This window comes from Methylopila jiangsuensis, assembly GCF_027922305.1.
GTDB lineage: Bacteria > Pseudomonadota > Alphaproteobacteria > Rhizobiales > Methylopilaceae > Methylopila > Methylopila jiangsuensis.
This window is the reverse complement of the sequence record NZ_BSFK01000005.1, coordinates 454,541-478,266: the sequence shown is the minus strand read 5'-3', so window position 1 is coordinate 478,266 and position 23,726 is coordinate 454,541. Positions and strand designations below refer to the sequence as shown.

General features: G+C 70.8%; 21 protein-coding genes. 10 read left to right on the top strand and 11 right to left on the bottom strand.

The annotated features are described in order from the left end of the window. Position 1 precedes the first annotated feature (1 nt). Positions 2–1,372, bottom strand: coding sequence for a PleD family two-component system response regulator (locus PKE85_RS03770; protein ID WP_271203444.1), 1,371 nt, complete (start codon positions 1,370–1,372; stop codon positions 2–4). A gap of 12 nt (positions 1,373–1,384) precedes the next feature. Next, complete coding sequence (locus PKE85_RS03765) at positions 1,385–1,756, bottom strand: response regulator (protein WP_271203443.1); 372 nt, start codon at positions 1,754–1,756, stop codon at positions 1,385–1,387. Between the two features lie 127 nt (positions 1,757–1,883). On the opposite strand from PKE85_RS03765, the gene PKE85_RS03760 reads away from it, so the two are divergent. The 3 genes from PKE85_RS03760 (at position 1,884) to PKE85_RS03750 (ending at position 4,601) form a co-directional block, all read left to right on the top strand. After that, a complete protein-coding gene (locus PKE85_RS03760; RefSeq protein WP_271203442.1) occupies positions 1,884–2,180 on the top strand; it encodes a DUF3572 domain-containing protein in 297 nt (98 codons plus the stop codon). Positions 2,181–2,198: 18 nt separating this feature from the next. Beyond that, a complete protein-coding gene (locus PKE85_RS03755) occupies positions 2,199–3,518 on the top strand; it encodes a DNA polymerase IV (RefSeq protein WP_271203441.1) in 1,320 nt (439 codons plus the stop codon). A 63-nt stretch (positions 3,519–3,581) separates the two neighbouring features. Then, positions 3,582–4,601 (top strand): YeiH family protein, encoded by a 1,020-nt coding sequence (locus tag PKE85_RS03750; RefSeq protein ID WP_271203440.1) that lies wholly within the window; start codon positions 3,582–3,584, stop codon positions 4,599–4,601. A gap of 15 nt (positions 4,602–4,616) precedes the next feature. Here the strand turns inward: PKE85_RS03750 and PKE85_RS03745 are convergent, their stop codons facing one another. Next, positions 4,617–4,964 (bottom strand): hypothetical protein, encoded by a 348-nt coding sequence (locus PKE85_RS03745; RefSeq protein ID WP_271203439.1) that lies wholly within the window; start codon positions 4,962–4,964, stop codon positions 4,617–4,619. Between the two features lie 248 nt (positions 4,965–5,212). Here PKE85_RS03745 and otnI point away from each other — a divergent pair, with 248 nt between their 5' ends. The 3 genes from otnI (at position 5,213) to PKE85_RS03730 (ending at position 8,242) form a co-directional block, all read left to right on the top strand. After that, complete coding sequence (gene otnI, locus PKE85_RS03740; RefSeq protein WP_271204071.1) at positions 5,213–5,992, top strand: 2-oxo-tetronate isomerase; 780 nt, start codon at positions 5,213–5,215, stop codon at positions 5,990–5,992. A gap of 35 nt (positions 5,993–6,027) precedes the next feature. Further along, positions 6,028–7,128, top strand: a complete 1,101-nt coding sequence (locus PKE85_RS03735) for an ATP-dependent DNA helicase (protein WP_271203438.1) — start codon at positions 6,028–6,030, stop codon at positions 7,126–7,128. Between the two features lie 271 nt (positions 7,129–7,399). Then, a complete protein-coding gene (locus PKE85_RS03730; protein WP_271203437.1) occupies positions 7,400–8,242 on the top strand; it encodes a quinoprotein dehydrogenase-associated SoxYZ-like carrier in 843 nt (280 codons plus the stop codon). Between the two features lie 79 nt (positions 8,243–8,321). Here the strand turns inward: PKE85_RS03730 and wrbA are convergent, their stop codons facing one another. Then, on the bottom strand, positions 8,322–8,921 hold the full coding sequence (gene wrbA / locus PKE85_RS03725) for an NAD(P)H:quinone oxidoreductase (RefSeq protein ID WP_271203436.1): 600 nt from the start codon (positions 8,919–8,921) through the stop codon (positions 8,322–8,324). 186 nt (positions 8,922–9,107) lie between these two features. On the opposite strand from wrbA, the gene PKE85_RS03720 reads away from it, so the two are divergent. Then, complete coding sequence (locus tag PKE85_RS03720) at positions 9,108–9,932, top strand: enoyl-CoA hydratase/isomerase family protein (protein WP_271203435.1); 825 nt, start codon at positions 9,108–9,110, stop codon at positions 9,930–9,932. Here the strand turns inward: PKE85_RS03720 and PKE85_RS03715 are convergent. The 5 genes from PKE85_RS03715 to PKE85_RS03695 form a co-directional block, all read right to left on the bottom strand. Beyond that, complete coding sequence (locus PKE85_RS03715) at positions 9,914–12,259, bottom strand: putative bifunctional diguanylate cyclase/phosphodiesterase (protein ID WP_271203434.1); 2,346 nt, start codon at positions 12,257–12,259, stop codon at positions 9,914–9,916. The genes PKE85_RS03720 and PKE85_RS03715 overlap by 19 nt on opposite strands. A gap of 110 nt (positions 12,260–12,369) precedes the next feature. Next, positions 12,370–13,350: a magnesium transporter CorA family protein gene (locus PKE85_RS03710; RefSeq protein ID WP_271203433.1), complete on the bottom strand. Its 981-nt coding sequence runs from the start codon at positions 13,348–13,350 to the stop codon at positions 12,370–12,372. 73 nt (positions 13,351–13,423) lie between these two features. Further along, a complete protein-coding gene (locus PKE85_RS03705; RefSeq protein WP_271203432.1) occupies positions 13,424–13,675 on the bottom strand; it encodes an exodeoxyribonuclease VII small subunit in 252 nt (83 codons plus the stop codon). Positions 13,676–13,721: 46 nt separating this feature from the next. Then, positions 13,722–14,648 (bottom strand): histone deacetylase family protein, encoded by a 927-nt coding sequence (locus PKE85_RS03700; protein ID WP_271203431.1) that lies wholly within the window; start codon positions 14,646–14,648, stop codon positions 13,722–13,724. 75 nt (positions 14,649–14,723) lie between these two features. Then, positions 14,724–16,499 (bottom strand): acyl-CoA dehydrogenase family protein, encoded by a 1,776-nt coding sequence (locus PKE85_RS03695; RefSeq protein ID WP_271203430.1) that lies wholly within the window; start codon positions 16,497–16,499, stop codon positions 14,724–14,726. A gap of 215 nt (positions 16,500–16,714) precedes the next feature. On the opposite strand from PKE85_RS03695, the gene PKE85_RS03690 reads away from it, so the two are divergent. Further along, positions 16,715–17,890 (top strand): 2OG-Fe(II) oxygenase, encoded by a 1,176-nt coding sequence (locus tag PKE85_RS03690; RefSeq protein WP_271203429.1) that lies wholly within the window; start codon positions 16,715–16,717, stop codon positions 17,888–17,890. A 235-nt stretch (positions 17,891–18,125) separates the two neighbouring features. Here PKE85_RS03690 and pyrG read toward each other — a convergent pair whose 3' ends face one another. Further along, positions 18,126–19,754 (bottom strand): CTP synthase, encoded by a 1,629-nt coding sequence (gene pyrG / locus PKE85_RS03685; RefSeq protein ID WP_271203428.1) that lies wholly within the window; start codon positions 19,752–19,754, stop codon positions 18,126–18,128. Positions 19,755–20,130: 376 nt separating this feature from the next. On the opposite strand from pyrG, the gene PKE85_RS03680 reads away from it, so the two are divergent. Together PKE85_RS03680 and PKE85_RS03675 are read left to right on the top strand one after the other, a co-directional pair. Beyond that, on the top strand, positions 20,131–21,543 hold the full coding sequence (locus PKE85_RS03680; protein WP_271203427.1) for a M48 family metalloprotease: 1,413 nt from the start codon (positions 20,131–20,133) through the stop codon (positions 21,541–21,543). Between the two features lie 71 nt (positions 21,544–21,614). Then, positions 21,615–22,406 (top strand): DsbA family protein, encoded by a 792-nt coding sequence (locus PKE85_RS03675; protein ID WP_271203426.1) that lies wholly within the window; start codon positions 21,615–21,617, stop codon positions 22,404–22,406. Between the two features lie 9 nt (positions 22,407–22,415). Here PKE85_RS03675 and PKE85_RS03670 read toward each other — a convergent pair whose 3' ends face one another. Then, positions 22,416–23,627, bottom strand: coding sequence for an NAD(P)/FAD-dependent oxidoreductase (locus tag PKE85_RS03670; RefSeq protein WP_271203425.1), 1,212 nt, complete (start codon positions 23,625–23,627; stop codon positions 22,416–22,418). Positions 23,628–23,726 lie beyond the last annotated feature (99 nt).

Here is a 23,726-nt window from a genome sequence, read left to right as displayed (position 1 = left end):
CTCACGCCGCCGCGGCGACGCGGTTGCGCCCGAGCCGCTTCGCCTCATAGAGCGCGGCGTCGGCGCGCTTCAGCAGCGCGGCCGCGTCATCGCCGCCGTCGAAGCAGGCCACGCCGATCGAGGCCGTCACCTCCGCCTCGATCACGCCGTTGCGGCCGGCGCGCATGGGCGCCGAGGCGATGCGGGCGCGCACCCGCTCGGCCACCAGCTTCGCCACCTCGCCGTCCGTGTCCGGCATAGCCGCGACGAACTCCTCGCCGCCGAGCCGGCAGACCAGATCGCCGCCGCGCAGGCTGGCCTTCAGCCGGCGGGCGAACTCGCGCAGCACGGCGTCGCCGGCGTCATGGCCGTGCCTGTCGTTGATGGCCTTGAAGAAATCGATGTCGATCATCAGCACCGACAGCGGCTCGCGGCGCTTGGCGGCGGCGTCCAGCAGACCCGGCAGGCGCGCATCGAAATGGCGGCGGTTGTGAAGGCCCGTCAGGTCGTCAGTGATCGCCTGCTCCGCGGTGGTCCGCAGGTCGGCGCGCAGATGGTCGGCGTAGCGCTTGCGGCGCACCTGGGTGCGCGCCCGCGCCCTGAGCTCGTTCGGATCCATGGGCCGCGTGACATAGTCGTTCACCCCGACGTCGAGCCCGCGCAGCACCCGCGGCGTCGCGTCGGCGTCCGCGATCAGCAGGATCGGCAGCGCGCGGGTGCGCTCCAGCGAGCGCGTCTGGGCGCAGAGCCGGAGCGCGTCCGACCCCTGCAGTTCCAGCGCGACGATCATGAGGTCGAACGCCCCGTCGGCGGCGCGGAACAGCGCTTCGTGCGGGCAGCGCTCCAGCGTGACCTCGTGGCGGGCGGACAGCGCGGCCGCAGCGCCGTCCATGTCGCCGTCGCGGTCGTCCACAATCAGAATGCGTCCGCCGTAGCCGTCGTCGGCCATCGCCGACGCCAGGGCGTCGCTCGCGCCCGCCTCCCGAGCGGCGCGGGCGCGCAGCCGCAGTTCGTCCGACATCATCTTGAGGCGCGTCAGCGAGCGCAGGCGCGCGAACAGCGCCACATCCGCCACGGGCTTGGCGAGGAAATCGTCCGCGCCGGCCTCCAGCCCGCGCACGCGATCGGCCGGCTGGTCCAGCGCCGTCACCATCACCACCGGAATATGGTGGCTGCGGGGGTCGGCCTTGAGCCGGCGGCAGGTTTCGAAACCGTCCATGCCGGGCATGACCACGTCGAGCAGCACGATGTCGCATTGGGCGCGGACGCAGAGGTCCAGCGCCTCCGGCCCGCTGGTCGCGGTCACCACGTCGAAATACTCGGCGGTGAGCCGGGCTTCCAGCAGCCGGAGATTGGAGGGAACGTCATCGACGACGAGAACGCGGGCGGTCATGGGCCGGGCCCCTCAGGCGTCGCCGAGATAGTGGCGCACCGTCTCCAGGAACTTGGCCACCGAGATCGGCTTGGACAGATAGGCCTCGCAGCCGCCGCTGCGGATACGCTCCTCGTCGCCCTTCATGGCGAAGGCGGTGACGGCGATCACGGGGATGGCGCGGGTGCGCTCATCCTCCTTGATCCAGCGGGTGACGTCGAGCCCGGAGACCTCCGGCAGCTGGATGTCCATCAGGATCAGGTCGGGCTGATGGGTGCGGGCGAGCTCCAGCGCCTCGACGCCGTTGCGGGTCTCGATGGTCGCGTAGCCGTGCGCTTCGAGGAGATCGTGGAAGAGCTTCATGTTAAGCTCGTTGTCCTCCACGATCAGAACGGTCTTGGGCATGCGCCTGATGTCTCCCGCCGGCCGGACTGACGCGACCCGAAACCCGCCGGCTCGTCCGGAGGGCCGATCTATCCCTGTTTCGGAAAATTCTACCGAACATTCCTTGCAAAAGGACGAACGCAAAGACATGGCACGCTTGCCTGTTTTCGATCAGGACGCCGCCGCCGCCCTCGCGGCCCGCGCGCTCGGCTTTCTCGCCGCGGATTCCGAGCGGCTGGGCCGCTTCTTCGCGCTGTCGGGGCTGGACCCGGCCGACGTGCGCGCCGCCGCCGCCGATCCCGGCTTCCTGCCTTCGGTGCTGGACTACGTGCTGGCGGACGAGACGCTGCTGGTCGCCTTCGCGGAGCAGGAGGGGCTGCCGCCGGACCACGTCGGCGTCGCCCGCCTGGCGCTCGGCGGCGCGCCGACCGAACACTGGGCCTGACGCGGCGGGACGACGGGAATGACCGGAGGCGCCTTCGCCTTCTGCCGCGACTGCCTGACGCCGGCCGGCGCCGCGCCCCGCTGCCGCGCCTGCGGCAGCCCGCGCCTCGCCCGGCATCCCGAGCTTGCGCGCATGACCATCGCGCATGTGGATTGCGACGCCTTCTTCGCCGCGGTGGAGAAGCGGGACGACCCGTCGCTGGTGGACCGGCCCGTCATCATCGGCGGCGGCAAACGCGGCGTCGTTTCAACGGCTTGCTACGTGGCGCGCATATCCGGCGTGAAGTCGGCCATGCCCATGTTCAAGGCGCTGAAGCTGTGTCCGGACGCCGTGGTCATCCGCCCGAACATGGCGAAATATGTGGAGGTGGGCCGGGCGGTGCGGGCCAAGATGCTGGCGCTGACGCCGCTGGTGGAGCCGCTGTCCATCGACGAGGCGTTCCTCGACCTCTCCGGCACCGAAGCCCTGCACAAGGCGCCGCCGGCGGTGGCGCTTGCGGGCTTCGCCCGCGAGGTGGAGCGCGACCTCGGCATCTCGGTCTCGGTCGGCCTCGCCTCCAACAAGTTCCTCGCCAAGATCGCGTCCGACCTCGACAAGCCCCGCGGCTTCGCCGTCCTGTCCGCGGACGAGGCTCCGGCGTTTCTGGCGCCGAGGCCGGTGGGCTTTCTCTGGGGCGTCGGCCCCGCCTTCGCCGAGACGCTGACGCGGGACGGCTACCGCACCATCGGCGACCTGCAGCGGGCGGAGGCCTCCACGCTCGCCCGCGCCTATGGCGAGAGCGGGCTCAGGCTGGCCCAGCTCGCCTTCGGCCGCGACAACCGCCGGGTCAATCCCGACCGGGAGCGCAAGAGCGTCGGGGCCGAGACCACCTTCGACGCGGACATCCGCGACCCGGACGAGCTGGCGCGCCACCTCTGGCGCATGAGCGAGAAGGTGGCCGACCGGCTGCGGGCGGGCGGGATCGCCGGCCGCACCGTGACGCTGAAGCTCAAGACCGCCGATTTCCGCCTGCGCACCCGCGCCGGCGCCCTGCCCGCCCCGACCCGGCTCGCCCAGCGCATCTTCGAGACCGCCCAGCGGCTGATGCGCAAGGAGGCGGCCGGCGAAGCCTTTCGGCTGATCGGCGTCTCCGTCTCGGACCTCGCGCCGGCCGCCGCCGCCGACCCGCGCGATCTGGTGGACGACCGGAGCGAGAAGCTTGGCGCCATCGAGACCGCGGTGGCGGACCTGCGCGCCCGTTTCGGCCGCGACGCGGTGGAGCGCGCCTTCGCGCTGCGGCCGGAGCGAACATCGCGTCCGGAGGCCGGAAACGTTCGCGACAGACGAACGAAACCATAGAAGCAATTCGTTTTTTCGAACGTGTCTAAGTGGGCACCTTTGTGCGGACAGGAGATTCCGCACATGGCTCTGCCGATCGAACCGCTTCAACCGCTCGCTCCCGCCTCCGGCCTCGCCCGGCTGGCGCCGGGGCTCGCCTATGCGGGCGCCGTCGCGGCGCTGGCCTTCGCGCTGCGGGAACTGCCGGGCGTCGGCCTCGTCGGCCCCATGTCGCTCGCGGTCGGCCTCGGGATCGCGGCGCGGGCGCTGGTCGGCGCGCCGGCCGCCGCCGGGCCGGGCCTCGCCTTCGCCCTCCGGCCCCTCCTGCGCCTCGGCGTCATGCTGCTCGGCCTGCAGCTCACGCTTTCGCAGGCGGCGTCGATCGGCGCGGGCGGCTTCGCGGTGATCGCGGTGTCGCTTGCGGGAACCTTCGCCTTCACCCTCTGGGCCGGACGGCGGCTCGGGGTCGCGCCCCGGCTGACGCAGCTGATCGCGGCGGGCACCTCCGTCTGCGGCGCCTCCGCCATCGTCGCCGCCAACACCGTCGCCCGCGCCGACGACGAGGACGTGGCCTACGCCATCGCCTGCGTCACGCTGTTCGGCACGCTCGGCATGACGCTCTATCCGCTGCTGGCCGGCCCCTTCGGCCTCGACGCCCAGGCCTACGGCCTGTGGGCCGGCGCCTCCCTGCACGAGGTGGCGCAGGCGGTGGGCGCCTCCACCGCCGGCGGGCCGGAGGCCGGCGAGGCCGGGACCGTGGCCAAGCTCTCCCGCGTCATCCTGCTGGCCCCGCTGGTGATCGGGCTTGGCCTGTGGAGCGCGCGGGGAACCGGACGCGAGGCCGGGCACCCCCCGGCGCCGTGGTTCGTGGGCGGCTTCCTCGCCCTCATCGTGCTGAACAGCGTCGTCGCCCTGCCCGCGGAGGCCAAGGCCCTGGCGGCGCAGGTCGCGACCGCCCTGCTCGCCGTGGCGCTCGCCGCCATGGGGCTGTCGGCGGATCTCGCCAAGCTCAGGGCGCGGGGCGCGCGCCCGCTGCTGCTCGGCCTGATCGCGACGCTGTTCATCACGGCCGTCAGCCTTGGGGGCGTCACCCTCCTCGGCTGACGGCCGCGCAGCGGATCAGTTCGCCTTGCTCTTTTCCGCAGCCCCGGTGTCGTTGCGGGCCTCCTGCTCCTGGCCCTCGTAAGCCAGCACGCCGTCCTTGCCGATCACCACCTTGTCGCCCTTGGTGGCGGCGAGGCCGTAGCTGATGGTCGGCACGCGCAGCTCGCAGCCTTCGGGGCAGTCGATCTTCACAGTCTTGCCGGCGTCGATCTTGGTCTTCGGCTCGTTCTCGCCGAGGTCCGCCGTCACCTCCATGGCCTTGTCGCTCATGTTGGAGACGCTGACGGCGAGGGCCGGGCCGGCGGCGAACAGGCCGATGGCGGCTACGGCGGCGGCCTGGGCAAGACGGGTCGTGGCGATCATGGTCGTTCCTCCTTGGTTTTGCTTGCGGTCGAAAGCGTCTTTTCATAGAGAGCGACGTTTTCGCGCCGATGTCCTCCAGTTATGGCGCCGACAACCGGGAACAATGCGCATACGTCGATGTGATCTTCTTCCAAAGGTTCGTTACGGCGCCGTGATCGCCCGGTGAAGGCGGCCGCAGCGTGGACGAACGCCGCGCGCTGGGGCATGACGGCGGCGCGCCCGATCGCCTGCTCGCGGACACCTCGCCCATGCCCCGTTTCGCCGCCAACCTGACGCTGATGTTCACGGAACGCCCGTTCCTCGACCGCTTCGCCGCGGCGGCGGAGGCGGGCTTCGAGGCGGCGGAGTTCCTGTTCCCTTACGATGTCGCGCCCGAAGCGGTGGCGGAAGCGCTTCGCGCCTCGGGCCTGACGCTGGCGCTGTTCAACCTGCCGCCGGGCGACTGGACGGCCGGCGATCGCGGCCTCGCGGCCCTGCCCGACCGGACCGCGGAGTTCCGCGCCTCGCTCGCCCAGGCCGCGCCTTACGTCGAGACGCTTGGCGCCAAGCGGCTGCACATGATGGCGGGGCTGGCGCCGGCGGACGATCCGGCCGCGCGCCGCGCCTATGACGACGCGCTCGCCCGCGCCGCCGACGCCTTCGGCCCGATGGGGGTCGACATCCTGATCGAGCCCATCAACGGCCGGGACATGCCGGGGTATTTCCTGAACGACTTCGACCGCGCCGCGGAGATCGTCACGCGCTGCGGCCGGCCCAACGTGCGCCTGCAGTACGACGTCTACCACCGCCAGATCCTGCACGGCGACGTGCTGACCTCGCTGGAGCGGCTCATGCCCCTGATCGGCCATGTGCAGATCGCCTCCGTGCCCGCCCGCGCCGAGCCGGGTTCCGGCGAACTGAACGACGCGCTCGCGTTCGCGGCGCTGGACCGGCTCGGCTATGACGGCTTCGTCGGCTGCGAGTACCGGCCCGCCGGGCGCACCGAAGACGGGCTCGGCTGGTTCGCGCCCTGGCGCGACCCGCGCTAAACACGGCGATACGAAAGAGGAACGGGGAGATTCGGATGCGCTGGTCGCCCCAGCAGGAGGATGCGCTGGCCGCCGTGAGCGACTGGCTGCGCCGGCCGCGGGATCAGGTGTTCCGCCTGTTCGGCTACGCCGGCACGGGCAAGACCACGCTCGCCCGCCATCTGGCCGAGGACATCGACGGCGACGTGGCCTTCGGCGCCTACACCGGCAAGGCCGCGCTGGTGATGCGCTCGCGCGGCTGCGAGGGCGCGAGCACCATCCATTCCATGATCTACCGCCCCCGCGGCGGAGGAAGCGACGAGGACGACGGCCCGTCCTTCGCCCTGAACCGCGACGGCGCCGCCGCCAAGGCCGAGCTGATCGTGATCGACGAATGCTCCATGGTGGACGAGGAGCTCGGCCGCGACCTGCTGTCCTTCGGCGCCAAGGTGCTGGTGCTGGGCGACCCGGCGCAGCTCCCCCCCGTGAAGGGCGGCGGCTTCTTCACCGAAGCCGGCCCCGACGCCATGCTGACGGAGGTGCACCGTCAGGCGGTGGACGATCCCATCATCCGCATGTCGCTCGCGGTGCGCGAGGGCCGGGAGCTGGAGCTTGGCCAGTATGGCGAGAGCCGCATCGTCTCCCGCCGCGAGATCGCGACCGAGGAGGTTCTGGCCGTCGATCAGGTGCTGGTGGGCATGAACCGCACGAGGCGGCTCTACAACGGCCGCCTCCGGGAGCTGAAGGGTCTGATCGACCCCATGCCGGCGGTGGGCGACAAGCTGGTCTGCCTGCGCAACGACAAGACCAAGGGTCTGTTCAACGGCGGCACCTGGACGGTGAGCCGCCTCAAGGGAACCGACGCCACCAAGGTGAAGATGGACCTTGCGCCGGAAGACGAAGGCGGCCGGCGCACGGTGTCGGTCGCGGTGATGCGGGCCTTCTTCGAGGGCGATCCGGAGGCGATCCCCTACGCCATGCGCCGGCGCTTCGACGAGTTCGACTACGGCTACGCCCTCACCGTCCACAAGGCGCAGGGCTCCCAGTGGGACGACGTGATGCTGTTCGACGAGAGCTTCGCCTTCCGGGAGCACCGCGACCGCTGGCTCTACACGGGCCTGACCCGCGCCGCCAAGCGCGTCACCGTGGTGCGCTGAACCCGCCTCTGGAAACGCCCTCAAGCGCGCGCCTTATGCTCACACGTCATGCCCGCGCGACGCGCGGGCATCTGCGACGTGCTGTTGATCGGAGGCGCCCGGCGAAAAGTCGTGGACGCCCGATGGCTGAGCTCGGGCATGACGACCAGCGGTGGTCTCTGAAGAGATTTCAAGAGCATCAAGCCCGGGTCTGGCGGAACGGCGGGACTGGGCTTACTCTTTCCTGAAAAGCGAGACGCGCGAAGCGCGCCGGTTTTCAAGGGAGATCGTCATGTCGCGCCGTGTCCTCGCCTCCTCCTTCGCCGCGGTCAGCCTCGCCGCGGCGCTCGCCGCCGCCCCCGCGTGGGCCGAGGACAACACCGACAAGGTGTTCGAGACCTTCCGGCAGGACGCCTTCGGCGACCGGCCGATCGAGGCCGGGAGCGCGCTTCTCAGCATGGACGCGCCGAAGCGGGCCGAGGACGCCGCGATCGTGCCCATCGGCGTCACCGTGGCGCTGCCCGCGGGCGACCCCCGCAACATCTCGAAAGTGACGCTGATCGTCGACGAGAACCCCGCGCCCGTCGCCGCCACCTTCACGCTCGGCCAGAAGCGCAAGGAGTTCGCGCTGACGACGCGTCTGCGGGTCAACGCCTATTCCTCGGTGCGGGCGGTGCTGGAGACCGACGACGGCGAACTGCACATGACCTCGCGCTTCGTGAAGGCGAGCGGCGGCTGCTCGGCCCCGGCGCTGAAGGACGCCGATCAGGCGCTCGCCAATCTCGGCCAGCTCAAGTTCCGCCCGATCGCCGAGAACGCCTCCGCGAAGCCTGAAGGCGCCTCGGCGGCGAGCCACATGTCGGAGGCGCAGCTGATGATCCGGCACCCGAACTATTCGGGCCTGCAGATGGACCCGATCGACCGCAGCTACATCCCGGCGCGCTTCGTGAACAACATCGTGGTGAAGCAGGGCGACCAGACGGTCTTCACCATGGAAGGCGGCATCTCGCTGAGCGAGGACCCGTCGATCCAGTTCTCCTACCTCGCCGATGGCGGCCCGGTGACGGTGAAGGCCAGCGACACCGAGGGCGTGGAATTCTCCGGCGCGCTGTCGGCGAAGAAGTCCGGCTCCTGACCACGGCGCTGAAACGCTTGCGGGCGGGGAGACCATGGCCTCCCCGCCCGCATCATGTCGAAGCGCCCAGGCGGGCGTCTTACTTGGCGAGCTTCGCCGCGATCTCGGCCACATGGCGGCCCTGGAAGCGGGCGCCGGCCAGTTCGTTGGCGCTCGGCTGGCGCGAACCGTCTCCCGCCGCGATCGTCGTCGCGCCGTAGGGCGAGCCGCCGGAGATTTCGTCCAGCGTCAGCTGCCCCGCGAAGGCGTAAGGCAGGCCGACCACGACCATGCCGTGATGAAGAAGCGTCGGGAGGAAGCCGAGCAGCGTGCTCTCCTGTCCGCCGTGCTGGCTCGCGCTCGAGGTGAAGGCCGAGCCCACCTTGCCGAGCAGCTTTCCTGCGGCCCACAGCCCGCCGGTCTGGTCGATGAAGGCGCGCATCTGCGAGGCCACGGTGCCGAAGCGGGTCGGCGCGCCGAAGATGATGGCGTCATATTCGGGAAGCTCGTCCACGGTGGCGACGGGCGCCTTCTGGTCGAGCTTGAAGTGGTTCTGCGCGGCGACCTCCTGCGGGACCGTCTCGGGCACGCGCTTCACCACCGCCTCGGCGCCGGCCTCGCGCGCGCCCTCGGCCACCGCCTCGGCCATCTGTTCGATGTGGCCATAGGTGGAATAGTAAAGCACAAGCACTTTGGTCATCTGTCGCGCTCCTCGGATCGGATCAGGGTGCGGCCGGATGTGGTCCGCCGCGGTTCGGGAGGAAATCTGTCCTTCCGCCCCCCGTTCGGCAAGCGCGCGCCGTGCGTGGAGCTGTTTGCGCCGGCGCAAGAGCGTCACTCAGGCGTGTTGCATTGAAGCCCATAGAGCCACGGGAACGCCTTCGCCATGGAGACAGCCGCTTCCACCGTCGAAGGAGTCACCCTGTCGCGGCGCGGCCCGGTCGCGACCGTCCTGCTCAACCGTCCGGCGAAGAAAAACGCCTTTAACGAGGCCGCTTGGCGCGGCTTCCCGAAGGTGGCGGCGGAGATCGCGGCCGGGCCGGACATCCGCGCGGTGGTGATGCGCGGCGCCGGCGGCGTGTTCAGCGCAGGCGCCGACATCGCCGAGTTCGTGGCGCTTTCGACGGCTGACGAGGCGCGCCGGCGCTCGTACGCTGACGCCGTGCGCGACGGCGAGGAGGCGGTGGCGGCGATCGCGGCCCCGACGGTCGCGGCGATCGAGGGGCCTTGCGTCGGCGGCGGCTGCCAGATCGCGCTGGCCTGCGACCTGCGCATCGCCGCTTCGGACGCCCGGTTCGGGATCACACCCGCCAAGCTCGGCATCGTCTATCCGGTGGAGAGCACCCGGCGGCTGGTGAACGCCGTCGGCCCGGCGCGGGCGAAGGAGCTGCTGTTCACCGCGCGCCTGATCGACGCGGAGGAGGCGCTGGCGATCGGCCTCGTGCATCGCGTGGCGCCGCCCGGCGAACTGGACGCCGTGGTTTCGGAAACGGTCGCGGCCGTCTCGCGCGGCTCGGCCTACTCGCTGTTCGCCGCCAAGCGCATGATCGACGCGCTGTCGGCGCCGTCGCCCGATTTCGGAGAGCTGGACGAACTGTGGCGCGGCGGCTTCGCCGGCGAGGACCTCAAGGAAGGCGCGCGGGCCTTCATGGACAAGCGCGCGCCCCTTTTCACCTGGCGGCCGGGCCCCGCTCAGGCCAGAAGACGCTGAGGCTTTTCGAACGGCGACTGGAACGACACGAGCGGGCTCGGACGGCCGACGAGATAGCCCTGGATTTCTTCGCAGCGCAGTTCGGCCAGGAAGGCGCGCTGCTCCTGCGTCTCCACGCCCTCCGCCGTGATCGGAAGGCTGAGGCTTTCGCCGAGCGCCAGCACCGAGCGCACGATGGCCTGGGCCTGCGGGCTGGTGGCGAGCGCCTTGATGAAGGAGGCGTCGATCTTCAGCCGGTCGAACGGGAACGACTGCAGGTAGGACAGCGACGAATAGCCGGTGCCGAAATCGTCCAGCGCAATCTGGACCCCGAGCGCCTTGAACCGGCGCAGCGTGTTCAGCGCCGCGGCGTGGTCGTCCAGAAGCACGCCTTCGGTGATTTCGACTTCCAGCCGTGATGGGGACAGCCCCGTCTCCAGCAGGATCTCGTGCACCAGCGCCACGATGTCGCCGTGCTGGAACTGGACCGGCGACAGGTTGACCGCGACCTTGCAGGCCTTCGGCCAGCGCGCAGCCTCGCGACAGGCGGCGCGCAGCACCCACTCGCCGATCGGCACGATCGACGCGTTCTGCTCGGCGGCGGGAATGAACTGGGCGGGAGACACCACGCCCCGCTCCGGATGCTTCCAGCGCAGCAGCGCTTCGAAACCGACGATCTCGCCGGTCTCCGTATTCGCCTGCGGCATCCAGTGCAGGAACATCTCGTTGCGCGAGATTGCGGTGGCGAGGTCCTGCTGCATCGCCCAGCGCTCGCGCAGCGCGAGGTCCATGCCGGGCTCGAAGCCGCGCGCGAGGCCGCGACCATCGGCCTTGGCGCGGTAGAGCGCGGCGTCGGCGTTGGCGAACAGCGCGTCGGTGGTGGCGCCGTGATGGGGAAAGATCGCGTAGCCGACGCTGCCGCCGCAGCTCACCAGTTTGCCCGCGACCATGGCGTCGGTGTTCAGTCGCTCGACGATGCGCCGCGCCAGCTTGTCGGCGTCGCCCGCGTCGGGGCCGGTGCCGATGGCCACGAACTCGTCGCCGCCGAGGCGGAACACCATGACGCCGGGCGCCGCGGCCGTGATGCGCTGGGCCGCGATGCGCAGGACCTCGTCGCCGGCGCTGTGGCCGAAGACGTCGTTGATTTCCTTGAACTTGTCGAGATCGACGCAGAACAGCGCCACTTCGCCGCCGCGCCGCAGCGCGTTGGCGAGCGCCTCGTTGAACGCCGCGCGGTTGGCGAGGCCCGTCAGCGGGTCGTGGTAGGCGAGGTGGCGGATGCGGCTTTCGGTGCGCTTCTGCTCGGAGACGTCGCGCAGATTGAACACCCGCCGGGGCCTGGCGAACACCATCAGATCGCGGCTGGACACCTCGACGGTGGAGAGCGTGCCGCCCATGCTGCGGATGGCGATCTCCTGCGGCTTGGCGAGGCTCGCGGACAGAAGCCGGTCCGGGTTCGGGGCGTCCACGAAATCGCGGAAGGCGCGGCCGCGGATGGTGGACGGGTCGAGCCCGATCATGCGCGCCGCGGCCACGTTGACGTCCACGATCCGCAGATCCTCGCAGATGACGATGCCTTCCGCCGACAGGTCGGCGAAGGTCTCGAGCCGCGCCTGCCGGGACACGCCGCCCGCGCCGTAACGCGCCTCGGCCAGCACGCCCACCAGCGCGAAGATGAGCGAAATGGCCAGAAGGCCGAGCGCCAGCAGCAGCAGTTCGTCGCCGGACAGGCCGTCGAGCGGCGGCTGGATCCGAGGGTCGCGGCTCAGGCTCACCGCGTTCACCAGCAGAAGGTGGAAGGCGACGCCGCCCAGCGTGAACACGCCGAGCCCGATCGGAAGAGCTTTGGAGCGGGCCCTGTACCGGACGATGGCGAAGGCGAGGCCCGCCCCCGCCGCCACAGCGGAGATCGCGGCGATCAGCAGCGCGTCGTCGATGACGACCCTGCCCCCCCACCGCATGGCGAACAACGCCACATAATGCGACGCCGCGAAGGCGAAGCCGACGACGACGCCGCCCAGCACCATGGAGAACAGGTCGGCCTTCCGGCGGTCTGGAACGATGGCGGAGCTGACGGCGAGAAGAGCCACGGCGGCCAGGAAGGCGAGCGCCATCACGCGCAGGTCGTAGAGCGCGGCCACCGGCGCTCCGAGCGCGCGCAGGAACAGCGCGTCCACCAGCGTGATGAAGGCCGCTCCGACGAACGAAGCGAGGCCGATCCAGAGCGCCCGCGTCGGCAGCCGCTCGGCCTGCGCGCCGGCGCGCGCGAAGCCCGCCCAGAAGAAGGCTCCGATGAGGGACGGAACGCCGAGCGCCGCCAGCAGTCCCAGGTCGAAACTCGCAGCCAAATCGATCTTCCCGTCCACATACGGAGCAGGCTGACCTTACGGGAGGCCGGATAATAAGCCGTGAAACGCGACGCGGAATCCTCAGCGGTTCGCAACGTTCACGCATACGTTTAAAGCCAGCGCCTCCATTTGAAAAAGAGGTACGGAAGTATAGCGCTCACCAGCATGAGACCGAGTGCGTAAGGATAGCCGAACGTCCAGGCGAGTTCAGGCATCGCCTCGAAGTTCATGCCGTAGATCGACGCCACCAATGTCGGCGGCAGGAACACCACCGCCATCACCGAGAACAGCTTCACGATGTCGTTCTGCGCGAGGCTGACGAGACCCAGCATGGCGTCCAGCAGAAAGGTCACCTTGTTGGCGAGGAAATCCGCGTGCTCCATCAGCGAGGTCACGTCCCGCTGCATGGGACGCAGCAGCGCCTTGGTCTCTTTGGTCGGCTTCACGCCCTCGATCTCGGCGGCGAGATAGAGCGTGATCCGCTGCAGGGTGACGAGGCTTTCCCGCGCCTTCGACAGCAGGTCGCCTTTGCGGCCGATGGCCTTCAGAAGCTGCTGGTACGGCTTGCGGTAGGCCTGCGCTCCGGCGCGGTCGAACACGGTGCGGGACAGGTCGTCGATCTCGGCCCCGACCGTCTCCAGCACGTCGGCGATGCGGTCCACCACCGTGTCGAACAGGCCCATGAGCACGCCCTCCGGCGTGCGGGGCGCCGCCTGCCCGTTCACTTTGCAGGCGCGCGCGGCGTAGAGCGCGAAGGAGCGCGGCTCATCGTAGCGCACCGTCACCAGCGCCCGGGAGGTCAGGATGAAGCTGACGGCGGTGAGCGTGGGCAGGTCGGTGTCCGTGCCGCACAGCAGCGACGCGGTCATGTAGCGCGCGCCGTCCTCCACATAGAGCCGGCTCGACGGCTCGATCTCCACCATCTCCTCGCGGGTCGGCACGGAGGCGCGCACGGTCGCCTCCACCAGACGGTCCTCGTCCGGCGACGGGCTGACCAGGTCGAGCCAGACCACATCTGCGGGAAGCGGATCTCCCGACTGGCGAGCCACGAGCTGAAGCGCGCCGTCGCGCAGCGCGTAGGCGTAGATCATGGCGTGTCCCTCGCCCTCTCCGCGGCGCGGATGATGAACGACGTATCGTGTCGGGCGGACGGACGGCGCCGCCTTATTCGGGATCCAGCGCGGCAAGGCCTTTCGGAGACCCGTCGGCGCCGACCGAGATGGTCTCGACCCGCGCCTCGGCCTTCTTGAGCAGGTCGTCGCAGCGCGCCTTCAGCGCCTCGCCGCGGCGGTAGATCTCGATCGATTCCTCGAGCGGGACCTGTCCCTGCTCCAGACGCCCGACGATGCGCTCGAGTTCGGCGAGCGCGGCCTCGAAGCTCAGGTCGGCCACGTCGGCAGGACGGACGTCGGTCATAAGCGGGCTCCTGCGGACCGTGAAGGAGCCGTGTTTTAGGCGCGCCTCACGCCTTCATCAAGGCGCGCACATGGGCCGCGGCGGACTTCGCCAGCCCCTGCAGGTCGTAGCCGCCCTCCAGAAGCGACACCACGCGGCCGGACGCGTGAGTGTCCGCGACGTCCATCAGGCGCTCGGTCATCCAGGCGTAGTCCGCCTCGGTCAGCATCAGCCCGCCGAGCGGATCGCGGTGATGGGCGTCGAAGCCCGCGGAGATCACGACAAGATCGGGCGAGAACGTGTTCAGCGCCGGCAGGATGGCTTCGTTGAACGCCTCCTGGAACCGGTCGCCGCCGTCGCCCGAGCGCATGGGGCAATTCACGATGTTGCCGACGCCGGTCTCGCTGCGGGCCCCCGTGCCCGGAAACAGCGGCATCTGGTGGGTGGAGGCGTACATGATGCTGGGGTCGTCCCACACGATCGCCTGGGTGCCGTTGCCGTGGTGCACGTCGAAATCCACGATCGCCACCTTCTCCGCGCCGTAGGCCTTCTGGGCGTGGCGGGCCGCCACCACGGCGTTGTTGAAGAAGCAGAAGCCCATCGCCGTGGACTGCTCGGCGTGGTGGCCCGGCGGGCGCATGCCGCAGAACGCGTTGCGGGCCTTGGCCGACATCACTTCGTCGACCGCAAGCGTCGCCGCGCCCAGCCCCCGCAGCAACGCCTCCCAGGTGCCGGGACTCATGGTGGTGTCGCCGTCGATGCGCACCATGCCCTCGCGCGGACGCACCCGGTCCAGCGTCTCCACGAAGGCTTCCGGATGCGCCAGCGTCGCCACCGTCGCCTCCACCAGCGGCGCCTCCTCGCGGGCGAGCGACTGGAACGTCTCCGCCTCCAGCGCCTGCTGCACGGCGCGCATGCGCTCAGGCCGTTCGGGATGGCCCGGCGTCACCAGATGGTCGGCGAAGGCGGGGTGCGTGACGTAAAGCGTGGTCATGACGGCGATCCCTGCGGGCGGGAATGGGATTATGCTTCTGGCATGCCAGAGGCCAAGCGCGACGAAGGACGGATGTCAGACGGCGAGCGCCGCCTCGGCCTCGGCGCCCAGAGCCCCCGCGCCTTCGGTCGCGACCCGCGCGAGGCCGTCCGCGGCAGGAACCAGATTCTCCATGAAGAACCGCGCCAGCGCCGCATGGGCGGACGGCGCCGCGGCTCCGGCGCTGCGCAGGGCGCCAAGCGCGTTGTCGGCGAGGCCCGCCCCGCCGGCGGCGAGAGCGAACAGGCGAAGATAGGGCGTCGCGCCGGCGAGCTTTTCGCTCGCGTCGCGCTCGGGCGCCTGCATCCAGGCGGTGGCGCGGTCGAGCGCGTCCACAGCCTCCGCCAGCCGGGCGGCGGAGGCGCCGAGCGCGGGCGCGTTGGTCTCGGCGAGCCGCCGCGCGCTGTCCCGCAGCCGCCCGATTTCCGCCGCCGCGACCGCCCCGCCCGACTGGGGCAGCTTCCGCATGACGAGATCCATGGCCTGGATGCCGTTCGTGCCCTCGTAGATCGGGGCGATGCGCGCGTCGCGCAGAAGCTGCGCCGCGCCGGTCTCCTCGATGAAGCCCATGCCGCCATGCACCTGCACGCCGAGCGAGGCCACCTCGCAGCCGGCGTCGGTGGAGAACGCCTTGGCGATGGGAATCAGCAGGCTCGCGCGCTCGGAGGCGGCGCGGGCCTCGTCGGCGTCCGCCGTCGCCCGCGCACGGTCGATCTCCACCGCCGCGCGGTAGCAGATGGCGCGGGCCGCCGCCGTCTGGGCGCGCATGGTGAGCAGCATGCGGCGCACGTCGGGATGAGCCGCGATCGGCGCCGCGCCGTCGTATCCGGGCGCCCGCCCCTGCTTCCGCTCCGCGGCGAAGGCCAGCGCCTGCTGGGTCGCCCGCTCCGCCACCGCGACGCCTTCGAGCCCGACGCCGAGGCGGGCGTTGTTCATCATGGTGAACATGCAGGCCAGGCCGCGATGCTCCTCGCCCACCAGATAGGCCACGGCGCCGCCCGCGTCGCCGAACGCCATGGTGCAGGTGGGGCTGGCGTGAATGCCGAGCTTCTCCTCGATGCCGACGCAGGCGACGTCGTTGCGCGCGCCGGGCTTTCCTTCCGCGTCGGGAATGAACTTCGGCGCCAGGAACAGCGAAATGCCGCGGGTGCCCTCGGGCGCGTCCGGCAGCCGCGCCAGCACCAGATGCACGATGTTGTCCGAAGCGTCGTGCTCGCCGTAGGTGATGAAGATCTTCTGGCCGAACAGCCGGTAGGTCCCGTCGCCCGCCCGCTCCGCCCTCGTCCGCAGCAGCGCGAGGTCCGACCCCGCCTGCGGCTCGGTCAGGTTCATGGTGCCGGTCCACTCGCCGGAGACGAGCTTCGGCAGATAGAGCGCCTTGAGCGCGTCCGAGCCGTGGGACTGCAGCGCCTCGATCGCGCCCTGCGTCAGCATGGGGCAGAGGCCGAAAGCCATGGAGGCCGAGGCCCAGAGCTCGGTGGTCGCCGCCCACAGCACGGCCGGAAGCCCCTGCCCGCCATAGGCCTCGTCCGCCAGCACGCCGTTCCAGCCGGCCGCGGCCCAGGCCTTGTAGGCTTCCCTGAACCCGGCCGGCGTGGTCACTGCGCCGTCGGCGAAGCGGGCGCCCTCACGATCGCCGGGCCGGAGCAGCGGCGCCACCACGTCCTCCGCGAAGGCGCCGGCCTCGGCCAGGATGGCGGCGAAGGTCTCCCGGTCCAGCGCGTCGTAGAGCCCCGCCTCCCGCGCGGCGGCGAGCCCCGCCGCATGGTCGAGCGTGAACAGGATGTCGTCGACGGGGGCGCGGTAGGTCATGGGCGTGGCCTTCTCCCGGAATGCGTCGCAGCCGTTTGTGGCCCGGATCGCGGCGCGGCGCCCTTCGCATAAAGATGAACAGGCTGGACGCTCCGAACCGTCGCCGCAGACTTGGCGCGGGCGCGCGCCGATCGTATGCGTTTGTAGAACGATGCGTCGAGCCGCCAAGGGAAAGCGGCCATTGGGGGGAGCGGCGCCCGCGCCGCGCGTGATTCATGTCCGTGACCGAGACCGCGCCGCCTCAGGCCGCCAAGCCGCGCTCCTACGCCAACCTCATGGCGGGCGATCCTGCGCCGTGGTTCGCCCAGCGCGCCACCGGCAATCCGCGCTACGTGTTCGACACCGCCGCCGGCCGCTACCTGGTGCTGTGCTTCTACGGCGCCTCGTCGGCGCCGGGCGCGCGCGCCGCGCTCGATCGCGTGGAGGCCCGGCGCGCGCTGTTCGACGACGAGCGCGCCTGCTTCTTCGGCGTCAGCGTCGATCCCGCCGACGAGACGGAAGCGCGCGTGGCGATGCTGCTTCCGGGCCTGCGGCACATCTTCGACGTGGACGGCTCGGTCAGCCGCGCCTATGGCGCGCTTCCGGCGGACGCGGCGCCGGGCGAGCCCGCGCCCATGCGGCGCATCTGGGTGGTGCTGGATCCCACCTTGCGCGTCCTTAAGGTGTTTCCCTTCAGCCCGACCGCCGACGAGGCCGACGCCGTGCTGGACTACGTGGCTGCGCTGCCGCCGCCCAGCGCCTTCGCCGGCTTCGAGCTGCAGGCGCCGATCCTGCTGCTGCCCAACGTGTTCGAGCCGGAGCTGTGCGAGCGCCTGATCGCGACCTACGAACGCGAGGGCGGACAGGACTCCGGCTTCATGCGGCAGGTGGACGGCAAGACCGTGCTGGTGAAAGACCCCAACCACAAGCGCCGCAAGGACTGCGACATCACCGATCCGGAGCTGGTCCGGCTGATCCAGTCCCGCATCCGCCGGCGGGTGGCGAGCGAGATCGAGAAGATCCACCAGTTCAAGGCCACCCGCATGGAGCGCTACATCGTCGGCTGCTACGCCGCCGAGGACGAGGCCCATTTCCGCGCCCACCGCGACAACACCACCGCCGGCACCGCGCACCGCCGCTTCGCGGTCTCCATCAACCTCAACGCCGACTTCGACGGCGGCGAGGTGAGCTTCCCCGAATACGGGCCGCGCGCGTTCAAGGCCCCGCCCGGCGGCGCCGTGGTGTTCTCCTGCTCGCTGCTGCACGCCGTGTCGCGGGTGACCCGTGGGCGACGCTACGCCTTCCTGCCGTTCCTCTACGACGACGAGGCCGCCCGCCTGCGCGAGCGCAACGCCCAGCATCTCGACCCCGCCCTGCAGGGCTACGCCGCCGGACCGAAAGCCGGAGGGTGAGGCCGACAGGCGTCCGGATCGCCAGCGGGCGAGCGCGCTTCACGCGCTGATCCTTGGGAATCACGCGGCTCGCGCGATCCCTCCCACGCCTTCAGACGCCACGCCTGAGCCGCGGACCGAGGCCGCGCCAGCCGAGACAGCGCGGCGCGGAGAACCGGCGGCCCGCCAGAGCCCCTTCCAAACCTCCGGCGCAGGACGCCGGAGGTTTGGGCTCACCTTCCAGACAGGGCGCTCCTCACACCAGCCGGCTTTGCGCCTTCGCCGCTTCCACGAATCTCGCGAACAGCGGGTGCGGCTCGAACGGGCGCGACTTCAGCTCCGGGTGGAACTGCACGCCCACGAACCACGGGTGGTCCTCGTACTCCACGATCTCGGGCAACGAACCGTCCGGGGACATGCCGGAGAAGATCAGGCCGTTGGCCTCCAGCCGGTCGCGATAGGCGGCGTTGACCTCGTAGCGGTGGCGGTGGCGCTCCCAGATGTCGTCGGAGCCGTAGATGTCCGCCACCCGCGAGCCGGGCTTCAGCCGGGCCTCGTAGGCGCCGAGCCGCATGGTGCCGCCGAGGTCGCCGTCGGCGCGGCGGCTTTCGAGCTGGTTGCCCTTGGTCCATTCGGTCATCAGGCCGACCAGCGGCTCGGGCGTCGGGCCGAACTCGGTGGAGTTGGCGTCGGGGATGCCGGCGAGGTTCCGCGCCGCCTCGATCACCGCCATCTGCATGCCGAAGCAGATGCCAAGGTAGGGCACCTTGCGCTCCCGCGCGAAGGTGGCCGCCCGGATCTTGCCTTCCGCGCCGCGCTGGCCGAAGCCGCCCGGCACCAGGATGCCGTGGACGTGCTCCAGGAACGGCGCCGGGTCCTCGCGCTCGAAGATCTCGCTCTCGATCCAGTCGAGGTTGACCTTAACGGTGTTGGCGATGCCGCCATGGGCGAGCGCCTCGGACAGCGACTTGTAGGCGTCCTTCAGCCCCGTGTACTTGCCCACGATGGCGATGGTGACCTCACCCTCGGGATTCTTGACCCGGTGGGTGACGGTGCGCCAGCGCGACAGGTCCGGCGCCGGGCCGGGCTCCAGCCCGAAGGCGCGCAGCACCTCGGTGTCGAGCCCCTCGCGGTGGTAGGCCTCCGGCACGTCGTAGATGGTCTCCACGTCGCGGGCCTCGATCACGGCGCTCTCGCGCACGTTGCAGAACAGGCCGAGCTTGCGGCGCTCGTCGGCGGGAATCGGCCGGTCGCAGCGGCACAGCAGGATGTCCGGCTGGATGCCGATGGAGCGGAGTTCCTTCACCGAATGCTGGGTCGGCTTGGTCTTGAGTTCGCCCGCGCTCGGAATCCAGGGCAGCAGCGTGAGGTGGATGTAGATGGCGTCGCCGCGGGGAAGATCGTTCCCCAACTGGCGGATGGCCTCGAAGAACGGCAGGCCCTCGATGTCGCCGACCGTGCCTCCGATCTCCACCAGCACGAAGTCCACGCCCTCGTTGCCTTCGAGCACGAAGCTCTTGATGGCGTCGGTGACGTGGGGAATCACCTGCACGGTGCCGCCCAGGTAGTCGCCCCGGCGCTCCTTGGCGATGATGTTCTGGTAGATGCGGCCGGTGGTGATGTTGTCCTGCCGGGTCGCCGCCTTGCCGGTGAAGCGCTCGTAGTGGCCGAGGTCGAGGTCGGTCTCGGCGCCGTCGTCGGTGACGAACACCTCGCCGTGCTGGGTCGGGCTCATGGTGCCCGGATCGACGTTGAGATAGGGGTCGAGCTTGCGCAGCCGCACCGAATGGCCGCGGGCCTGCAGCAGCGCGCCCAGCGCCGCCGAGGCGAGCCCCTTGCCGAGCGAGGACACGACGCCGCCGGTGATGAAGACGTAACGGGCCATTCGCTCTCTTCCGCCTGAAGGCCGCCTTGAACCGAGCGACGCCCACGTCGCCGGCGGGGGTCCGGCGAGGCGGGCGTCGCGCGGCCCGCGCGCGGGCCTGATCCCAACTCGAAAAACGAAGCCGCCCTCCCCCGGCCGTCCGGCCGGGAGCGAAAAAGCCTCGTCATGTGTCTGGGGCCTCTTCCTACATCGCCGCCGCGCGCAAGGAAAGCCGTCCGGCGCCGAAGGCGTGAACAAGCGCTCATGTTCGCGCCACGATTGCGCGTCATTGCGGGCGGGACCATGAAGACCCCGCAGGGGTTTGCCCTTCGCAGGCGCGAAGCCTACTCTCCCGCCGCACCGCTCAAGACGCGAACACCGAGCCAAGGCGCCGTCGATGCCCCCGTTCTCCCTGCGCCGCGCCGTCCTGATTCTCGCCTCGAAGGCGACGGCGCTGGTCTGCGCCATGGCGCTCGCGCTGGCCGCGCTCGCGGCCCCCGCCGCGGCTCAGGCGCCCGGCGGCGGCTCCATCATCCGCGACGCGGAGATCGAGGGCCTGCTCAAGGACTACATGCTGCCGATCTACCGCGCGGCGGGGGTGAATCCCGGCGCGGTCGAGATCGTCATCATCAACTCGCGGGTGTTCAACGCCTTCGTGGCCGACGGCCGGCGCATCTTCGTCAACATCGGCACGCTGCTCGATTCGAAGACGCCGAACGAAGTGATCGGCGTGCTGGCGCATGAGACCGGCCACATCGCCGGCGGCCATCTGGCGCGGCTGCGCCAGCGGCTCGACAGCGCCCAGACCATGGCGATCGTCGCCATGCTGCTCGGCGCGGGCGCGATCGGCGCGGCGGCCGCCGGCGGCGGCCTCGATCGGGGCGCCGGCAACGCCGCCATCGGCGCCGCCATGGCCCCCCAGGAGATGATCATGCGCTCGCTGCTGTCCTACCAGCGGGCGGAGGAGCAGGCGGCCGACCGGGCGGCGGTGAACTACCTCACCAAGACCGGCCAGTCCGCCAAGGGCATGCTGATCACCTTCAAGCGCTTCGCGGACCAGATCGCCTTCTCCCAGCGCTTCATCGACCCTTACGCCCAGAGCCATCCGATGCCGCAGGACCGCATCCGGAACCTGGAGGAGCTGGCGCGCAAGAGCCCCTATTTCGACAAGCTGGACCCGCCCGCCCTGCAGGCGCGGCACGATCTGATGCGCGCGAAGCTGGTGGGCTTCACCGAAGGCCCGCAAGGGGTGGCGCGGCGCTATCCCGTGAGCGACCAGAGCCTGCCGGCGAAATACGCCCGCGCCATTTCCGCCTACCGCTCCTCCGCGCTCGACGGCGCCATCGGCCAGATCGACGGGCTGATCGCGGCGCAGCCGAACAACCCGTGGTTCCACGAGCTGAAGGGGCAGGCCTATCTGGAGAACGGCCGCGCGGCGCAGGCCGTGCCGCCGCTCCGGCGCGCCATCGCGCTCGCGCCCAACGCCACGCTCATCCGCACCATGCTGGGGCAGGCGCTGGTGGCGAGCAACGCGCCGCGGGACACCGACGCCGCCATTTCCGAACTGACCAAGGCGACGGCGCGGGACGCCAAGAACGCGGACGGCTACCGCCAGCTCGCCCAGGCGCTGGCGCGCAAGGGGCGCATCCCCGAGGCCGACCTCGCCTCGGCCCAGGCCGCCTTCGCCATCGGCGACTACGGCACCGCCCGCCAGATCGCGGAGCGGGCCAAGCGCGCCTTCAAGCCCGGCACGCCGAACTGGCTGAAGGCCGACGACATCGCGAGCTATCGCCCGGTCAAGCTGAAGTAAGTCCGGCTCCCGGACCACACGATCAGGACGCCGCGCCCCCGCGCCCGCCGTCCCCTTGTTAGGAGTTTCCCATGGCCGCACTCGGCAACGTCGCTCTCGCCGTCGGAGCGGGCCTCGTCGGCGCCGGCGCCACGGCCCTGCTCGCCCTCTCCGGCGCGCTGCCCGTCGCCACCGCCGTGGCCCCGCCCGAACGCGCGGCCATGGAGCGGCTGGTGCACGACTACGTGGTGCAGAACCCCGAGATCCTGATCGAGGCCCAGAAGGCGCTGCAGAAGCGGCAGGCGGACCGCGACGCGGCGGAGGCGCGGGAGAAGCTCGCCAGCAAGCCCGAGACGCTGGAGAACTCCAGGCTGCAGGCCGTGCTCGGCAATCCGGACGGCGACGTCACGCTGGTGGAGTTCTTCGACTACAACTGCGGCTACTGCCGCCGGGCGCTCGGCGACGTCAACGCGCTGATCGAGAAGGACCCGAAGCTCAAGGTGGTGCTGAAGGAGTTCCCGATCCTCGGCCGCGGCTCGGCGGAGGCGGCGCAGGTGTCGGCCGCGGTCAACCTGATCGCGCCCGACAAGTACAAGGCGTTCCACGACCGGCTGCTGGGCGCCCAGGGGCAGGCCGACCTCGCCTCCGCCACCAAGGCCGCCATCGAGGCGGGCGTCGAGGCGGCCGCGCTGCAGGAGGCGCTGAAGAAGCCCGAGGTGCGCGCCACCATCGAGGAGGCCTACGGGCTCGCGAACCAGTTCGGCGTGGAGTCGACCCCGGTGTTCATCATCGGCGACGCCATCCTGCCGGGCGCCGTGGGCGAGCAGGCCATCAGGGCCCGCATCGACGCCATGCGCAAATGCGGCAGGACCGCGTGCTCCTGAGGGCGTCGTCTAGCCCTTGAACGCGAACAGGTCCGCATCCGGGTCCGCAAGGCCGATCATGGCGCGCTGAAGCAGCTGGGCGGCGACCGCGCTGAAGGTGACGCCGTTGCCGCCATAGCCCATGACGGCGAAGGTGCGTTTCAGGCCGGGCGGCGTCCCGATGGTGGGGAGCCCGGTGTCGCTCTCCCCGAAGAAGCCCGCCCAGGAAAACTCCGGCTCGACGGACAGCTCCGGCAGCCTGGCCTTCAGCTTCCGGCCGATGGCCGCCACCTTCTTCGCGGTCAGGGCGTCGCGCTTGTCGTCGTCGTCGATCGGCTCGTCCTCGCCGCCGACGATGACCCGGCCGTCCGGCGTGGTGCGCATGTAGAGATAGGGGTCCGCGGCCTCCCAGATCAGCGCCCGGCTCGGCCACAGCCGGTCGGGCTGCGGCTTGGTCGCCATCGCCCAGGTCGACAGCACCTGATGCCCCTCCATCGGCACGAAGGGCATCAGCTCGTAGCCCGTGGCGAGCACGACCCACGTGGCCGTGATCTCCTGGCCGCCGGCGGTCGCGACCGTCACCCCCGAACGGCTCTCCTCCACGTCGGTCGCCTCCACCGGCGCGAACAGGCGCGCGCCCCGCGCCATGGCGGAGCGCCACAGGCCCCGCGTCAGCCGGACCGGATCGAGTTCGGCGCAGCCGCTGGAGACGATGCCCCCGTCGGCCTCGATCCCCGTCATGGCCTTTATCTCGGCGGCCTCCGCGTAGCGCGACCGCAGCCCGATCCGGGCCCGCGCCGTGGCCTCACGGGCGAGCGCGCGGGGATCGAGCACGTCGCCCGGCAGATAGACCGTGTCGCGCGGCTTCAGTCCGCAGGCGATTCCGAGGTCGGCGATTCGGCCGGCGAGATGGCTGACCGCCGACGCGCTCCGCCAGTAGGCCCGCGCCGCGTCCGCCTCGCCGATGGCCTCGGACAGCGCGGTGAGCGGCTCGTCGATCTCGAACTGGAGAAGGGCGGTGCTGGCGGGCGTCGAGCCCCGGACGAAATCCCGCCGGTCGATGGCGATGACGGAGAAACCGGCCTGCAGCGCGGCGTCCGCCACAAGCGCGCCAGACACCCCGCCCCCGACCACCAGCACGTCCGCGGCCTCATTGCGCTCCAGCGCCGCCGCGGGCGACGGCGTCTCCCGCTGAAGCCACAGGGGCACGCCCGACCGGAGGTCACGCTTGGAACGGCTCATGGGGAGGATCACCTTCGGCGGGCGTTGCGCCTCGCCTCAGATGGAGCGCGTGATCGCCCGGGAAAGGCGCGTCCCTCACAGCGGGGCGGCTCATTTCGG

Excerpts from the sequence above, each read along its gene's own strand:
- wrbA (WP_271203436.1), bottom strand. The coding sequence starts at position 8,921 with ATGACCAAAGTGCTTGTGCTTTACTATTCCACCTATGGCCACATCGAA.
- PKE85_RS03710 (WP_271203433.1), bottom strand. The coding sequence starts at position 13,350 with ATGATCTACGCCTACGCGCTGCGCGACGGCGCGCTTCAGCTCGTGGCT.
- PKE85_RS03750 (WP_271203440.1), top strand. The coding sequence starts at position 3,582 with ATGGCTCTGCCGATCGAACCGCTTCAACCGCTCGCTCCCGCCTCCGGC.
- PKE85_RS03760 (WP_271203442.1), top strand. The coding sequence starts at position 1,884 with ATGGCACGCTTGCCTGTTTTCGATCAGGACGCCGCCGCCGCCCTCGCG.
- PKE85_RS03700 (WP_271203431.1), bottom strand. The coding sequence starts at position 14,648 with ATGACCACGCTTTACGTCACGCACCCCGCCTTCGCCGACCATCTGGTG.
- PKE85_RS03675 (WP_271203426.1), top strand. The coding sequence starts at position 21,615 with ATGGCCGCACTCGGCAACGTCGCTCTCGCCGTCGGAGCGGGCCTCGTC.
- PKE85_RS03730 (WP_271203437.1), top strand. The coding sequence starts at position 7,400 with ATGTCGCGCCGTGTCCTCGCCTCCTCCTTCGCCGCGGTCAGCCTCGCC.
- PKE85_RS03745 (WP_271203439.1), bottom strand. The coding sequence starts at position 4,964 with ATGATCGCCACGACCCGTCTTGCCCAGGCCGCCGCCGTAGCCGCCATC.
- PKE85_RS03670 (WP_271203425.1), bottom strand. The coding sequence starts at position 23,627 with ATGAGCCGTTCCAAGCGTGACCTCCGGTCGGGCGTGCCCCTGTGGCTT.
- PKE85_RS03770 (WP_271203444.1), bottom strand. The coding sequence starts at position 1,372 with ATGACCGCCCGCGTTCTCGTCGTCGATGACGTTCCCTCCAATCTCCGG.
- PKE85_RS03680 (WP_271203427.1), top strand. The coding sequence starts at position 20,131 with ATGCCCCCGTTCTCCCTGCGCCGCGCCGTCCTGATTCTCGCCTCGAAG.
- PKE85_RS03765 (WP_271203443.1), bottom strand. The coding sequence starts at position 1,756 with ATGCCCAAGACCGTTCTGATCGTGGAGGACAACGAGCTTAACATGAAG.
- otnI (WP_271204071.1), top strand. The coding sequence starts at position 5,213 with ATGCCCCGTTTCGCCGCCAACCTGACGCTGATGTTCACGGAACGCCCG.
- PKE85_RS03695 (WP_271203430.1), bottom strand. The coding sequence starts at position 16,499 with ATGACCTACCGCGCCCCCGTCGACGACATCCTGTTCACGCTCGACCAT.
- PKE85_RS03705 (WP_271203432.1), bottom strand. The coding sequence starts at position 13,675 with ATGACCGACGTCCGTCCTGCCGACGTGGCCGACCTGAGCTTCGAGGCC.
- PKE85_RS03720 (WP_271203435.1), top strand. The coding sequence starts at position 9,108 with ATGGAGACAGCCGCTTCCACCGTCGAAGGAGTCACCCTGTCGCGGCGC.
- PKE85_RS03755 (WP_271203441.1), top strand. The coding sequence starts at position 2,199 with ATGACCGGAGGCGCCTTCGCCTTCTGCCGCGACTGCCTGACGCCGGCC.
- PKE85_RS03690 (WP_271203429.1), top strand. The coding sequence starts at position 16,715 with ATGTCCGTGACCGAGACCGCGCCGCCTCAGGCCGCCAAGCCGCGCTCC.
- PKE85_RS03735 (WP_271203438.1), top strand. The coding sequence starts at position 6,028 with ATGCGCTGGTCGCCCCAGCAGGAGGATGCGCTGGCCGCCGTGAGCGAC.
- pyrG (WP_271203428.1), bottom strand. The coding sequence starts at position 19,754 with ATGGCCCGTTACGTCTTCATCACCGGCGGCGTCGTGTCCTCGCTCGGC.